Source organism: Paraburkholderia sp. WC7.3g, from assembly GCF_050436345.1.
GTDB lineage: Bacteria > Pseudomonadota > Gammaproteobacteria > Burkholderiales > Burkholderiaceae > Paraburkholderia > Paraburkholderia podalyriae.
Genome location: NZ_JBNDMA010000001.1, coordinates 957,494 through 971,357 on the forward strand (window position 1 = coordinate 957,494; position 13,864 = coordinate 971,357).

General features: G+C 62.8%; 9 protein-coding genes and 4 pseudogenes. 5 read left to right on the top strand and 8 right to left on the bottom strand.

Features of this window, described 5'->3' with window-relative positions; translation table 11 throughout:
• Positions 1 to 81 precede the first annotated feature (81 nt).
• Positions 82 to 1,656, bottom strand: coding sequence for an ATP-binding protein (locus tag OKW43_RS04505; RefSeq protein ID WP_187633477.1), 1,575 nt, complete (start codon positions 1,654 to 1,656; stop codon positions 82 to 84).
• A gap of 266 nt (positions 1,657 to 1,922) precedes the next feature.
• Between OKW43_RS04505 and OKW43_RS04510 the strand changes: the two genes are divergently transcribed.
• A complete protein-coding gene (locus OKW43_RS04510; RefSeq protein WP_429445526.1) occupies positions 1,923 to 2,846 on the top strand; it encodes a LysR substrate-binding domain-containing protein in 924 nt (307 codons plus the stop codon).
• Positions 2,847 to 3,409: 563 nt separating this feature from the next.
• Here OKW43_RS04510 and OKW43_RS04515 read toward each other — a convergent pair.
• A pseudogene (locus OKW43_RS04515) lies at positions 3,410 to 3,523 on the bottom strand (helix-turn-helix domain-containing protein); the annotation flags it as partial.
• A gap of 103 nt (positions 3,524 to 3,626) precedes the next feature.
• Here OKW43_RS04515 and OKW43_RS04520 point away from each other — a divergent pair.
• The 4 genes and pseudogenes from OKW43_RS04520 to OKW43_RS04535 form a co-directional block, all read left to right on the top strand.
• Entirely contained in the window at positions 3,627 to 4,829 is a 1,203-nt protein-coding gene (locus tag OKW43_RS04520; RefSeq protein WP_187633479.1) for an MFS transporter, read from the top strand.
• A gap of 26 nt (positions 4,830 to 4,855) precedes the next feature.
• Positions 4,856 to 5,137, top strand: a pseudogene (locus OKW43_RS04525) (MoaF-related domain-containing protein); the annotation flags it as partial.
• A pseudogene (locus tag OKW43_RS04530) lies at positions 5,125 to 5,418 on the top strand (LLM class flavin-dependent oxidoreductase); the annotation flags it as partial. The pseudogenes OKW43_RS04525 and OKW43_RS04530, both read left to right, overlap by 13 nt.
• Before the next feature lie 224 nt (positions 5,419 to 5,642).
• Positions 5,643 to 6,593 (top strand): annotated as a pseudogene (locus OKW43_RS04535) (alkene reductase); the annotation flags it as partial.
• Positions 6,594 to 7,174: 581 nt separating this feature from the next.
• Here the strand turns inward: OKW43_RS04535 and OKW43_RS04540 are convergent.
• From OKW43_RS04540 to OKW43_RS04565, 6 genes are all read right to left on the bottom strand, one after another.
• Positions 7,175 to 8,344, bottom strand: a complete 1,170-nt coding sequence (locus tag OKW43_RS04540) for an IS91 family transposase (RefSeq protein ID WP_429445528.1) — start codon at positions 8,342 to 8,344, stop codon at positions 7,175 to 7,177.
• Between the two features lie 23 nt (positions 8,345 to 8,367).
• Entirely contained in the window at positions 8,368 to 9,243 is an 876-nt protein-coding gene (locus OKW43_RS04545; RefSeq protein WP_429445530.1) for a tyrosine-type recombinase/integrase, read from the bottom strand.
• A gap of 376 nt (positions 9,244 to 9,619) precedes the next feature.
• A complete protein-coding gene (locus OKW43_RS04550; RefSeq protein ID WP_187633481.1) occupies positions 9,620 to 10,486 on the bottom strand; it encodes an alpha/beta fold hydrolase in 867 nt (288 codons plus the stop codon).
• A 77-nt stretch (positions 10,487 to 10,563) separates the two neighbouring features.
• The gene (mhpT, locus tag OKW43_RS04555; RefSeq protein WP_246529990.1) at positions 10,564 to 11,799 is read right to left on the bottom strand and encodes a 3-(3-hydroxy-phenyl)propionate transporter MhpT; all 1,236 of its coding nucleotides are present in this window, start codon (positions 11,797 to 11,799) and stop codon (positions 10,564 to 10,566) included.
• A gap of 88 nt (positions 11,800 to 11,887) precedes the next feature.
• Entirely contained in the window at positions 11,888 to 12,910 is a 1,023-nt protein-coding gene (gene dmpG / locus OKW43_RS04560) for a 4-hydroxy-2-oxovalerate aldolase (RefSeq protein ID WP_187633483.1), read from the bottom strand.
• Between the two features lie 12 nt (positions 12,911 to 12,922).
• Positions 12,923 to 13,864, bottom strand: a complete 942-nt coding sequence (locus OKW43_RS04565) for an acetaldehyde dehydrogenase (acetylating) (RefSeq protein ID WP_187633484.1) — start codon at positions 13,862 to 13,864, stop codon at positions 12,923 to 12,925.

The following is a 13,864-nucleotide window of genomic DNA, read 5'->3' on the forward strand; positions in this document are numbered from 1 at the left end:
CACTGTCTGCGCTCCCTAGTCGTATAAGACTGCATTCGAAGTCAAGCACTCAGACAAGCGGGAGCAGCTCGCCCCACATATCTACGTCATGGCAAAATCGACATTTTGCGCAGATACCCAGTTCAACGTGTCATGGACCTCACCAGGCGACGGCCGACGAACGTTGCCAGATTCGGATTTACGCTGGTGTCCACCGCATCGTGATGGCAGCTGAATAATGTTGCGTTCATATCGCATGGTGACCGTCTCCACTTCGCCTTCGTCGCAAAGCTTCTGCAGCGCATACGCGCGTGTGGATTCGTATAGCCAGTACAGAACGCGCGGCCCCTCCGTTTGGACATTTAGAAGAGAGTTTGCGACGAGCGCGTCGATTGCCGCGATTGCACTGCCTAAGGAAAGCGTCGCGTCACATGCAACGGCGCCGAGCGCGTCTAGCGTAAAGAGACGATCGAATACCGCAATGCGCCTAAAGAGAGTCCGCTCGATATGACCGAGCAACGCATAGCTCCAGTCAAAGGTCGCACGCAGGCTCTGGTGGCGCAGCGGGGCAGTACGATATCCGCCAGTGAGAAACGCCATGCGATCATCCAGGCAACGCCGTGCGCCGTCGAGACCGAGGTCAGCGACGCGGGCAGCCGCCAGTTCAATCGCGAGCGGTATGCCATCCAGCCGTCGGCAGATCTCGCCGACAAGCTGAAGCTGCCGGCCGTCGGCATCCACAGGCACCTGCATGGCGTTTGCACGCTGCAGGAACAATCTGACCGCAGAATGCGCGGGAATATCGACTGGCGCGGCATTGGCCGGTGGCGTTTCGAGCGGATCGACTTTGAATGTCTGCTCGGGCGATATGCGCAACCGTTCCCTGCTGGTCACGACGACGCGCACGTGGTTATTTGCAGCGAGCAAGGCATCGACTATTTCTGCCACGTGCGCGATCAGATGTTCAGCATTGTCGATAAGTAGGAGCCCGCGCAGATTCGAAAGCGCGCAAGCGACGCCTTCCGCAGGGACTCCAGCGTCTCCAGTCGGCCGACCGCAGCCTGTCATAATGGCTTCGAGCATTCGGTCCCGCGTCGTCAGGCCCGATAGGTCGACGAAGTACGCGGATTCGGCCGAGTCTTGTTCAGTTCGACGGGCAACCTCGAGCGAGAGCTGCGTCTTGCCGACCCCTCCGGCGCCCACGAGCGTTACAAGGCGCGTGCTTTCGAGCATCGCGAGGATCCGCTGAACGGCCCTCTCCCGCCCGACCAATGCTATGTTCAACGGCGGCGGCAGCCGATGCGCGTCTCGCATCGACCCGCCCAGCCAAGAAGTGGAGGCCACGTCCGGTTTTCGCACGCAAAGCTGATACCCGCGCCCTGGCACTGTGAGGACAAGATTCCGGTCGGGACCGAGAATTTTGCGCAAGGCCGACAACTGGACCTGGATGTTGTTTTCTTCGACGATCGTTTTCGGCCACACCACGCTCAATAACTCGTCTTTCGTGACAAGACGGCCGCCAGCCGAAACCAGCACGGCCAGGATATCGAAGGCCCGGGATCCAACAGGTATTGCGACGCCGTCCCGGCGCAGCTCCCGCGTTCCGAGGTCGACCTGAAACCGGCCCAGTTCCATCACGCCGGTGGCGAGGTTTAAAGTGCGATTGAAGGTTGCCATGTGAATGCTCGCGTGGGTCGAAGTGAAACGGAGTCTGTCGATCACGATCGCGCTTGAGGTGGACGAGCGCGGTAGGTGGCGCATGCCGCACCTGCCCAACCGTCGCCGTGCGGCCGGGACCGAATATCGCGTCCTGCCCGTCGTTGCCCCTCTCCTCGCGAGGATCGCCCGATCAGGTGCACTTACAATGTTGCGCCGAGTGTGCTCGCTTTACCTTTTTCGAGAAACTAGTTCATCAACGAAACTATTTTGAAAATAATTCAACAATGAAAGTCACTTTGGACGAGCTTCAGGCCTTTTCAGCCGTCGTAGACACGGGTTCGATGACAACTGCTGCGCGCCATCTAAACCTGACGGTGTCGGCCGTAAGTCGATTGCTGGGGCGCCTTGAGGGGAAGTTGAGAACGACACTGCTGCGCCGAAATACCCGCAAACTCGAGTTGACCGAGGAGGGACGGGTATTTCTTCAGCATGCACGAGCGATCATCGATTCCGTCGAAAACTCAGAGGAACTGATGGTCGCGCAACGCGAAATGCCTTCGGGGCGGCTGCGGATCGACGCCGCTACGCCGTTCATGCTGCATGTGATCGTGCCAATTGTGCAGGGCTACCGAAAGCGCTATCCGCATGTAACCCTGGAACTCAATACCAACGACAGCATCATTGATCTGCTCGAAAGTCGTACCGATGTAGCGATCAGAATCGCTCAACTCAAGGATTCGACCCTGCACAGCAGGCTCGTCGGAAAGAGCCGGATGCGCATTCTCGCGAGTCGTGGCTACCTCGAAAAGCACGGTCAGCCGCGCAACGCTGAAGAGCTTGGCAAGCATGTACTTCTGGGCTTCAATCAGCCCGAGTCGCTTAATGTCTGGCCACTCTATGGCGCTGATGGTGAACCTTATCGTATCGAACCGGCCGCTTATTCCTCGAGCGGCGAGACGCTTCGGCAACTGGCGCTTCAGGGCGTTGGCATAGTCTGTCTGTCGGACTTCATGACTTCACAGGACCGTGAGTCCGGACGGCTTGTCCAGATTCTCACCCGGCAGACGAGTGATGTTCGCCAAACGATCCATGCTGTCTATTACCGCAATACGGCCCTGTCTTCGCGGATCACTTCCTTCGTTGATTACCTGGTCGACGCCATAAGTGGTGGTACACAGCCCCGGAACACGGTGTCGTGGGCGCAATGAGAGTAAAGCCAGCCCGAGTGCGCGCTGTTCGAATCGCGGCACGATTCGTACGATTCGTCGGCGCCCGCGAATCGTGCGACTTTTCCTTCGCGTCTCACGCGGCTACAACAATCGCGAACACGCTCGTGCCCTGAAATTTCGATGATTTGTTGGAGCGAATGGGTCGCCGATTCAATGACCGCAGGACACTTGCACGTCCGCTTGAGATAACGTAAAGGCGTACGACACTCCGACTGATGCAGTCTCCGGCAATACGCGCCATGCCACAAGCGAAACAACATCGGCGGCCGGCACACCAGGCATTACCCGGTTGCTACCGGCGCGCCTCGCGGTCCCCACCTCGTGGACGGTGGGATCCGGCTCACCACACAGCGACCGCCCACCTGCAGATTCAACGCGATGACGCTGCGGCGCATCGTGCGCATCGTTATCAGCAGCAACGTCGACAGGGCTAGTGGTAGAGCACATCGAATGAGATCGGCATCCGAGCGAGGCGTGTTTCCGATTCGTAACAACCTGCGAAAACTCAATTGGTCTTGTGAGGCTTTTCCCCGGGGGAGGCCGAGTGTGCGGCTCGCGGCCGACACAGTCAGGTCGAGCTGCTGCGCGGCCGCCGTGATCGACCCGGTGTCGACCACCGCCGCGAAGGTCCGCAATTCGTCCAGCGTGATTTCCATTGTTGATTTCAAATCAAAACAATTTCATTTATAACCCGGTTTTTCCGCAAAAGTAAAGAGCGCACACTGCACCGGTCTCCACTCATGTTCCGGATCGACCGCCATGCCGCTCGCTCTTCTCGCGCTCACCATCAGCGCCTTCGCCATCGGCACGACCGAGTTCGTGATCGTTGGCCTGATCCCGACAATCGCATCCGACCTCGGCGTCAGCCTGCCGGCCGCCGGGCTTCTCGTGAGCCTGTACGCGCTCAGTGTGGCGATTGGTGCGCCGCTCCTCACCGCGCTGACCGGCCGCCTGCCGCGCAAGACGCTGCTCGCCGGGCTGATGGCGCTGTTTACGGTCGGCAATCTCGTTGCATGGCGTGCGCCGAGTTACGAGTCGCTGATCGTCGCACGGATTCTCACCGGCCTCGCGCACGGCGTGTTCTTTTCGGCGGGCTCGATCATCGCGACCACGCTCGTACCGAAGGAGAAGGCCGCGAGCGCGATCGCGACCATGTTCAGCGGCATGACGGTCGCATTCGTCGCCGGCATTCCGCTCGGCACCTTCATCGGCCAGCATTTCGGCTGGCGCGCGACGTTTCTCGTCGTCGCGGGTTTCGGGCTGGTTGCGTTTCTCGGGGCTGTTGCCTTCGTGCCCCGGCATCTCGCGCATGCGCGTCCCGCGCCGCTCTTCCAGCAATTCCGCGTGCTCGCGCAACCCCGGCTGCTGCTCGTCTATGCAATGACCGCTGTCGGCTATGGCGGCTCACTGATCGCGTTCACATTCATGGCGCCGCTACTCGAGCAAATCTCGGGCTTTACGCCGTCGCAAGTCAGCTTCGTGCTCGTCGCCTATGGCGTGTCGGTCGCGACCGGCAACGTCTGGGGCGGCAAGCTCGCCGATCGTGTCGGCCCGGTCAAGGCGCTCAAGCGGATTTTCCTGCTGCTCGCCGCCGTGCTGTTCGCCCTCACCTTCACCGTGCACAACGCGTGGCTCGCCGTGTTGACGATGCTCTGCTGGGGCGCGGTCGCATTCGGCAACGTGCCGGGCCTGCAGGTGTACGTCGTCAAGCAGGCGCGCCACTTCGCTCCCGAGGCTACTGATGTCGCGTCCGGCTTCAACATCGCTGCGTTCAATCTCGGCGTCGCGGGCGGCTCGTCGCTCGGCGGGCTGATCGTCGCGCACATCGGCCTCGGCCACACGCCATGGATTGCCGCCGCAGTGACGCTCGGCGCATTCGCGCTTACTGCCCTGAGCGGATCCCTCGACCAGCGCGAAGGCCTGCCCGATCGTACCGCCGAACCCGTGGAACTTGCCCACTGAAACCTTCTCTGCCGGAGATCAGCATCATGAACGCACCCGCCGACCATCCGCTGTTTGCAGGCAAGACCTTCGAAGTCCGCTATGCGGGGCTCACGGCCATCAACGCCTATGCCGACGACGGCATCCATATGCGCTACGAGATCACCGAAGGCGCGTTCGCCGGCGCCCGCGGCGAAGTGGCCTACCAGTGGCAACGCATCGTGGACAACGTCTACGCGATTTCGTGGCAGGAAGCCGATCGCTCGACCGTTGTGCACATCGACGACTTCGGCGCCGGCACGTCCCACTCGTTCTTCATCAGCGGCGCGCCGCCGCATGGCGGGCGGTCGCGGGCAACAAGCCGTACGTCACCTTCATCCATCTCGATCTCGCCGACGATCCGCACGAACCGCTGCAACGGCATCGCTTCGGCGCGCGCGCAGGCCGCATTGCACTGATCGAGGAACTGGCGGCTATGCGCGACGCGGGTGCGCAGCACATCGGGCTCCATTTCCGGCGCAACCGCCGCCCGCTCGACGAAACTCTCGCGGAAATCGCGATGGAAGTCCTGCCACATTTTCATTCGCATACCCAGGAGTCCATCGCATGAAACCGACCGCCGCATCCCCTCAGGCCGCGCGCGGCGGCGCGGCGCCGCCGCTCCTCGCGCTTGCCGTCGGCGCATTCGGTATCGGTACGACCGAGTTCTCGCCGATGGGACCGCGACGTCAATCCGGACGGCCTCGCGCCAACCTGGGATTGAGATTTACGGCAAAAATTTTTCATTCGATCGGTTCGCGGCGCCCACGCCGCGAACGATACACGGGAAGCAAGATGACTAACGATCCTTTGTTCCAACCGCTGAAGCTTGGTGGCATAACGTTATCGAACCGTATCGTGATGCCACCCATGACGCGCTCGCGCGCCAGCCAACCCGGCGACGAAGCCAACGACCTGATGGCCGCCTACTACGCGCAGCGCGCCGGTGCGGGACTCATCGTCAGCGAAGGCACCTATATTTCGGCACTCGGCAAGGGCTACGCGTGGACGCCCGGCATTCACACGCCCACGCAGGTCGCCGGATGGCGCAAGGTGACCGACGCCGTGCACGCCGCGGACGGACACATCTTCGCGCAGCTCTGGCACGTCGGACGGCTGAGCCACACGAGCCTGCTCGGCGGCCGGCAGCCCGTGTCGTCGTCGCCGATCCAGGCCGAAGGTGTGAACGTGTTTATCGCGAGCGACGACGGCAGCACGCCCGGATTCGTCCAGGCGTCCGCGCCGCGCGCGCTGACGGTCGATGAGATCCGCGAGGTCGTGAACCAGTACCGCGCTGCGGCCCGCAACGCGATCGACGCGGGGTTCGACGGCGTCGAACTGCACGGCGCGAACGGCTATCTCGTCAACCAGTTCATCGATTCGAACGCCAACACACGCAAGGACGAATACGGCGGGTCACTCGAGAACCGGCTGCGTTTTCTCGGCGAAGTCGCACAGGCGCTGATCGAAGGCACGGGCGACGCGTCGCGCGTCGGCATCCGTCTCGCGCCGCTGACCACGCTGAATGGCTGCGTCGACGCGGACCCTGAGACGACCTACCTCGCGGCGGCAAAGCTGCTCGGCGATCTCGGCGTCGGCTACCTCCACATCGCCGAAGCGGACTGGAACGACGCGCCGCTGATGCCGGTCGAATTCAAGCGAAAGCTGCGCGAAGTGTTCCAAGGCGTGCTCATTTACGCGGGCAAGTACAAGGTAAGTTGTAGAGGAACTCGATTTGCTTCCGGAAATTTAACCAAATAACTTCCGTTTGGCCGGATTCTAAGTCAAAAAGGGGGCCTAGGCGCTGGGTCTGTTACTCAAATAACTTCCGAGATCGACAAGTTTCAACCATAAACCTTCCATGGTCACAAAAGGTCGTCAACCGGCGTTGCGACACGCCCCGTGAGCGTCTGTGACCGCTACCAAGCAAGAACGTCCGAGACGAGCGTCTCAAGATCTTGAGGTTTGTTCGATCTTGAGGTTTGTTCGATGCCTGCCCATGTCCGTGGACTCGGGGTGCGCGCCGGCGCGTGCAGGCAGGCGTTGAATAAACCTGAAGGGAGGAAACCGCGGAGTGCTCTGATGCAATGGGAGTCTTCGGGGCTATGGCGATTGATTGCCCGGGATGGCGAGCGGTGTTGCGGGATGCGTGGTCAGGCGGGATGCTGGCTGAGGGCTGATGCTGTGCCGAAGCGGTGCAGTGGCGCCGTCGTGATGGCGGAACGGACGTGCAAGGGCCTGTGCGAAGCGACAGACGCAAAGGTCTGCTCGTGGGCCGCGTTGCCGCAAAGCCGAGGGTCGGGTTGTTCGTCCTGGAACAGTGGCGCTCATATCTCGCCCCGGCGCGTGGGTGGTGCGCGAATCGGTGCAGTGCGCGCAAGGATATCGATGACGATCATCGGCGCGCCGCAGTGCCGGCAGATGAAGGCCGGCCGAGTTTCAACGAGAGTCTCTTCGGGTGATGTGTTGACCTCCGCCGCGACGTGCAGCAGTTCGCGGACCTTCGCGAGACTGGTGCGGCGCACCGGGTTGGCGAGCAGCCCGTAGTGACGGATGCGATGGAACCCGCCGGGCAACACATGAAGCATGAAGCGGCGCATGAACTCGCCGGCTTCGAGGGTCATGGTCTTGTAGCGGGTGTGCCCCTTCGCACGGTAGTCCTTCCAGCGGAAGGTCACGCCGCGTTCATCGAATGCAAGCAGGCGCTGGCTGGAGATCGCGACGCGGTGCGTATAGCGCGACAGGTACGCGAGCACTGCTTCGGGTCCTGCAAAGGGACGCTTTGCGTAGACGACCCATTCGCAGGCACGCAGCGGCGCAAGCCACACGTCAAAGACAGCTGGGTCGGCAAGTTCAGCGTACTGGCCGAAGAACTGCAGGTGGCCATGCCGGTGCGCGTCCGTGAGCGCTTCGAGGAAGCGCCTGCGGAACAGGCGCGAGAGCACACGTACCGGCAGGAAGAAGCCGGGCCGGCATGCGATCCACCGCTGACCATCGGGCGACAGCCCACCGCCGGGGACGATACCGTGTACGTGCGGATGATGCGTGAGTGCCGAGCCCCAGGTGTGCAGCACGAGCGTCGCGCCGATCTGGGCGCCGAGGTGCTTCGGATCAGCGGCAATGGTGCATAGCGTTTCGGCGGCGATATCGAACAGCAGCCCGTAGATGACGGCCTTGTTGTACCAGGCGATGGCACTGATGGGCGCGGGCAGCGTGAAGACGACATGGTAGTACCCGACCGGAAGCAGATCGGCCTGGCGTGCCTGGAGCCAGCGATGCGCAGCACTGCCCTGGCACTTCGGGCAATGACGGTTGCGGCAGGAGTTGTAGGCAACCTCGATCCGGTCGCAGCCGGCGCAGCGCAGCACATGCCCCCCCAGTGCCGCACTGCGGCACTGTTCGATGGCCGACATGACCTTCAACTGCCCCAGGCTCAGCGCTACCGTGCGCCGCCACGCCGGCCCGCAGGCGCGGAAGATATCCGCGACCTCCAGCACGGGGTGCTCCGCGTGCGGCCGGGCTAGCCGGCGGGCAGGCGGTCCAGCGGACTGACCACCTTGCGCAGGAGGTCAGTGGCAACCTGGGTATAGAGCGTGGTGGTCTCGATCTGCCTGTGCCCAAGGAGCACCTGGATCACGCGGATATCCTCCTTCTGTTCCAGCAGGTGCGTGGCAAAGGAATGCCTCAGCGTGTGCATGGATACGCGCTTGTCGATGTTTGCGGTCTCGGCGGCCGCATGGATGGCGCGGGTCAGTTGCCGCGTGCTGAGCGGGTCGATCGGATCGAGGCCCGGAAAGAGCCACCCGCCATCGAGCATGCAGCCCTGGGCACGGGCAACGCGCCACCAGACGCGCAGACGTTCGAGCAGGACCGGCGAGAGCATCGCGTAGCGGTCACGGCGGCCCTTGCCCTGCTCGATGCGCAGGGTCATGCGCTGGCTGTCGATGTCGCTGACCCTGAGCGCGACCACTTCGCTCGCACGCAGCCCGGCGCCATAGGCGACCGACAGCGCGGTCTGATGCTTGAGGTTTCCGGCTGCCGCGATGAGCCGACGCACCTCCTCGGGGCTGAGCACAACCGGGAGCGTGCGAGGCACGCGTACCGGCTGCATCCGCGCCATCAGCTCAGGCCGGCCGAGCGTGACTTCGAAGAAGAACTTCAGAGCGCTGATCGCGGCGTTCAGCGACACCGGCGACGCGCCGTGATCGACCAGATGCAACTGGTAGTCCCGGAGGTCCTCGACAGTGGCGGTATCGGGTAAACGCCCGAGGTATCGGGCGAACTGACGTACGGCACGCAGATAGGCGGCCTGGGTCTTGGGTGCGAACTTGCGCATGCGCAAGTCCTCAAGCATACGGCGGCGCAGCGGGCTGATGCCCGGATCGGAGGAGGTCATGATGGGACTCCTGCTGGAGGACGAGGCGGATTGCCTCAACCACCAACATAAGCACCGGCGCCACTCGCCTCCCATTCGCCGCCAGAGTCGGGCCGTAGCCCCCTACCGCGCGAGCGGTTTAGTCCTCTCGGCCTGAGCCGTCATTCGAGCATCGGTGCCGGTCAGACGGGTATGGGGCGCTTTCCTGTCATTCACAGGTCGGTGGTCGCGAATGACTCGTCCCGCGGAAAGCGAATGAGTACTTGCGACCCGAAGCCGCCAGTCAACCCACGCTCGCGACTGTCCGCTGTTTGCAGTGAAACTGACGCTCACGGCAGCTCGGCGCTTCGTCTTTCGATCCAACGCAGACTGCACGCACACGCCGTTGTAAATCGCCTCAACGCCCCAGGAATTCCAGCACCATCTGATTGAACTTCCCGGCATGCTCCCACTGCGCCCAATGGCCGCATCGACCGAAGACATGCAGGTCGGCATTCGGCATCCCCCACACAAGACGCAGTCCGATATCCACTGGCACGAAGCGGTCGTCGCGCCCCCAGATGACGAGCGCCGGCGCGGAGATCTCGCCGAGACGTGGGCCCACGTCCGGGAACTGCTTCGGATTGGCCGCGAGGCTCTTGACGAAATTCTCAAGGTGATCGCGCCGCGCAAGCATGTTTTCCAGCCGCGCTTGCATCAGCTCATCGGTCAGCGTGCTGGTGTCGAACACGAAGACGTTCAACATTCTTTTCAGGTTGTCGAGCGTCGGCTCACGGTAGAGCGCCTGAAGCAGCTTGATGCCTTCCGTCGGCATCGGCACGAACTGGCTAGGGCCGCCCGTGCCGCCGCCCATCAGCACCAGCTTGCCGACACGTTCCGGGTCCGCCAGGGCAAACGCGACCGCGCTGTGACCGCCCATCGAATTGCCGACGATGTGGACGCGTTCAATGTCAAGCGCATCCATCAGTCCTTTTAGTACGCGTGCATTCAGTTCTGAACGCGAGCCGCGGCACACAATGGAATCGGACTTTCCCCACCCGGGGCAGTCCAGCAGGATCACGCGATAACCGGCGTCGACGAATGCGTCGACATTGCGGTTGAAGTTCGCCCAACCGCTCGCGCCGGGACCAGACCCGTGCAGCATCACGACCGTCTCGTCGCCTTGGCCGGCATCGTTGTAATGCACGCGCAGTTCGCCCTCGCCTTCCTTGATGCTCACGAATTTGCTGGTCGCCATTTCGCTTTGAACCTTCGTTGCTGTCATTTCACGTTACCTCGTTTCAGAGTGAGTATCGGAACGGGCGAAAGCCCGCTGTATCGGATGATCCGAGTGCGCGCGAGCTACTGCGCCACGGCCATGTATGAGCCACGCGGAAACCTGGCTACCACGAACAGCGCCGCGATGGCGGCCACCGCGATCATCGGGATGCTTGCGGTAACCAGCACCGACGCGCTTTGCCCGATCGCCAGCAACTGGCCGGCAATCAATGGCCCGAGGATCGAGCCCATGCGCCCCACCGCGACGGCGGCGCCGACACCCGTGCCCCGAACCTGCGTCGGATAGATGTTGCTGGCGAGCGCATACAGCACAGACTGTCCGCCGACGAGAAACAGACCCGCCAGCAGACCGCCGAACGCCATCCCCATACTCGAGCCAGCACTCGCGAGCACGGCGAGCGCCACGGCGATCCCGATGTACATGCCCGTGACGGTAGGCCGCCGGCCGATCCGGTCCATCAGCCCCGCGATGACGATGGCACCGATGCCGCCGCCGATGTTGAACATCATCTGCACGACGCTCGATTGCACGCGCGTGAGGCCCCGGCTCAGCACCATCGACGGCAACCAGTTGATCAAAAAGTACAGCACGATCAGCGTACCGAGAAAGCTGATCCACAGCGCGAGGGTCGTACCGGCGCGGCCTTCTTTCCAGAGTGCCTGAGCGACACCGGGTGCCGGCTCATGATGCGCAGATTCGGTCGACCTGGTCGCGATGAAGTGAGCGGATTCCTTCAGGAAGAGCGCGAGCAGCGGCAGAATCAGCAACGGCCCAACGCCGCCGACATAGAAGATGTGCCGCCAGCCTTCATCGCCCGGGCTGACGATCCCGATCACGGCTGCGATTGCCGCGCCGAACGGCATGCCGCAGTACATCGCGCCGACGGCCGAACTGCGCTGATGCGGCGACGCCGCTTCGGAACAGAGCGCGATCAGGTTCGGCATCGCGGCGCCGAGTCCGAGGCCCGTCAGGAAGCGCGCGGCGAGCAGGCTCTCGAAGTGCCAGACCTGAGTCGTCGCAATCGAGCAAATGCCGAACAGCGCCACCGCGAGCATCAGCACACGCTTGCGGCCGAGCCGGTCCGCGAGGCGCCCGCCAACTGCCGCGCCCGGCAGCAGGCCGAGTGCGCCGACGCTGAACGCCCATCCCATCTGCGCGACGGCGAGGTGAAATTCGCGCGCCATGCGTGGCGCGGCGACCCCTGTGGATTGCAGATCAAGTCCCTCGAGCAACGCGACGATAAGGCACAAGCCGACGGTAATGGCGCCGCTCGCGCGAGCGGGTGTTGAGGTTTTCATATGATGTCTCCAATGTAGGTTCAGCATCGCTCTTGGCGGCGATAGCGCTGCGGGCTATGACTGCATCCGTTCAAACGAGAGCGTTGCGCTAGTTGGGTGTGTTGAGCTCGCGCTTAAGATCCAGGGCGACGTCGACGATCATGTCTTCCTGGCCGCCCACCATGCGGCGCCTTCCCAGTTCGACGAGGATGTCCACGGTCTTGAGGCCGTACTTCCTCGCCGCGACTTCCGAGTGGCGCAGGAAGCTCGAATAGACACCGGCATAACCCAGCGCGAGCGTCTCGCGATCCACGCGGACGGCGCGGTCCTGCAGCGGTCGTATGAGGTCGTCGGCGGCGTCGAGCAGCGTGTAGAGGTCGGTGCCGTGATGCCAGCCGAGCCGTTCTGCCGCCGCTATGAACACTTCGAGCGGCGCATTGCCGGCTCCAGCGCCCATCCCTGCAAGGCTTGCATCGATGCGGTCGCATCCTTCCTCCACTGCGACGATCGAATTTGCCACGCCGAGGCTGAGGTTGTGATGCGCATGCATGCCCGTCTGCGTGGCGGGATCCAGCACGTCCTTGAACGCCTTGAAGCGCGCGCGAATGTCGCTCATGTTCATCGCGCCGCCCGAGTCCACCACGTAGATGCAGGTCGCGCCGTAACTCTCCATCTTCTTCGCTTCGACGGCCAGCTTTTCCGGCGTGGTCATGTGGCTCATCATCAGGAAGCCCACAGTGTCCATGCCGAGTTCGCGCGCGTACTCGATATGCTGCTTCGAGATATCGGCTTCCGTGCAATGCGTTGCCACGCGCACGACGCGCGCGCCCGCGTTGTAGGCGGCCTTAAGATCGTGAATCGTGCCGATGCCGGGCAAGAGCAGCGTCGCAATCTTCGCGTGACTCACGACATCGGCGGCCGCTTCGATCCACGCCAGATCGCTGTGCGCGCCGAAGCCGTAGTTGAAGCTGGAGCCCTGCAAGCCGTCGCCGTGTGCGACTTCAATGCTGTCGACCTTCGCGCGGTCCAACGCGCGGGCGATGTCCTGCACGTTCTCAATCGAATATCGATGGCGGATCGCATGCATGCCGTCGCGCAGCGTGACGTCGGAGATGTAAAGTTTCTTGCTCATTTCGATGATCCTTTATGCGTTCGCGAGCGATTGGGCCATGCGTTCCGCCGTCGCAAGCGCGGCCGAGGTCATGATGTCCAGGTTGCCGGCATAGGCCGGCAGATAGTGCGCGGCGCCTTCCACTTCGACGAACACGGAAGTCTTCAATCCGCTGACGCGGCCGAGCCCGGGAATGCTGAGCGGCTCGGCGGCGGGAATCTCGTCGAACTGAACCTTTTGCTTGAGACGGTAGCCCGGCACGTAGGCCTGCACGGCGGCGGCCATGGCTTCGATCGATGCTTCGATCTTTGCCTGGTCGGCAAGCTCGGAGAGCACGTAGACCGTATCGCGCATCATCAACGGAGGCTCAGCCGGGTTCAGCACGATGATCGCCTTGCCCTTGTGGGCGCCGCCCACCGCTTCGATCGCCTTCGACGTGGTTTCCGTGAACTCGTCGATGTTCGCGCGAGTGCCGGGTCCGGCCGACTTGCTGCTGATCGACGCGACGATCTCCGCGTAATGAACCTTCGCCACGCGCGACACAGCTGCAACCATCGGAATGGTCGCTTGCCCGCCGCAGGTCACCATGTTGACGTTGCTGCTGTCGATGTGCGCATCCAGATTCACGACGGGCACGCAGTACGGGCCGATCGCCGCTGGCGTCAGGTCGATCAGGCGAATGCCGGGCTTGAGCGCGCGCAGAAACGCGTCGTTCTTGACGTGCGCGCCAGCAGAGGTCGCATCGAACACGAAGTCGATGTCGTCGAACTCGGGCAGACGCGCGAGTCCCTGAACGCCACCGTGCGTCGTCGCGACACCGAGGCGCGCAGCGCGCGCGAGACCATCGGACGCCGCGTCGATGCCGACCATGGCGGCCACTTCCAGATGCTTGCCGTGTCGCATGATCTTGATCATCAGATCGGTGCCGATGTTGCCGGAGCCGATGATCGCGGCCTTGAGTTTGTCGGTTGCCAT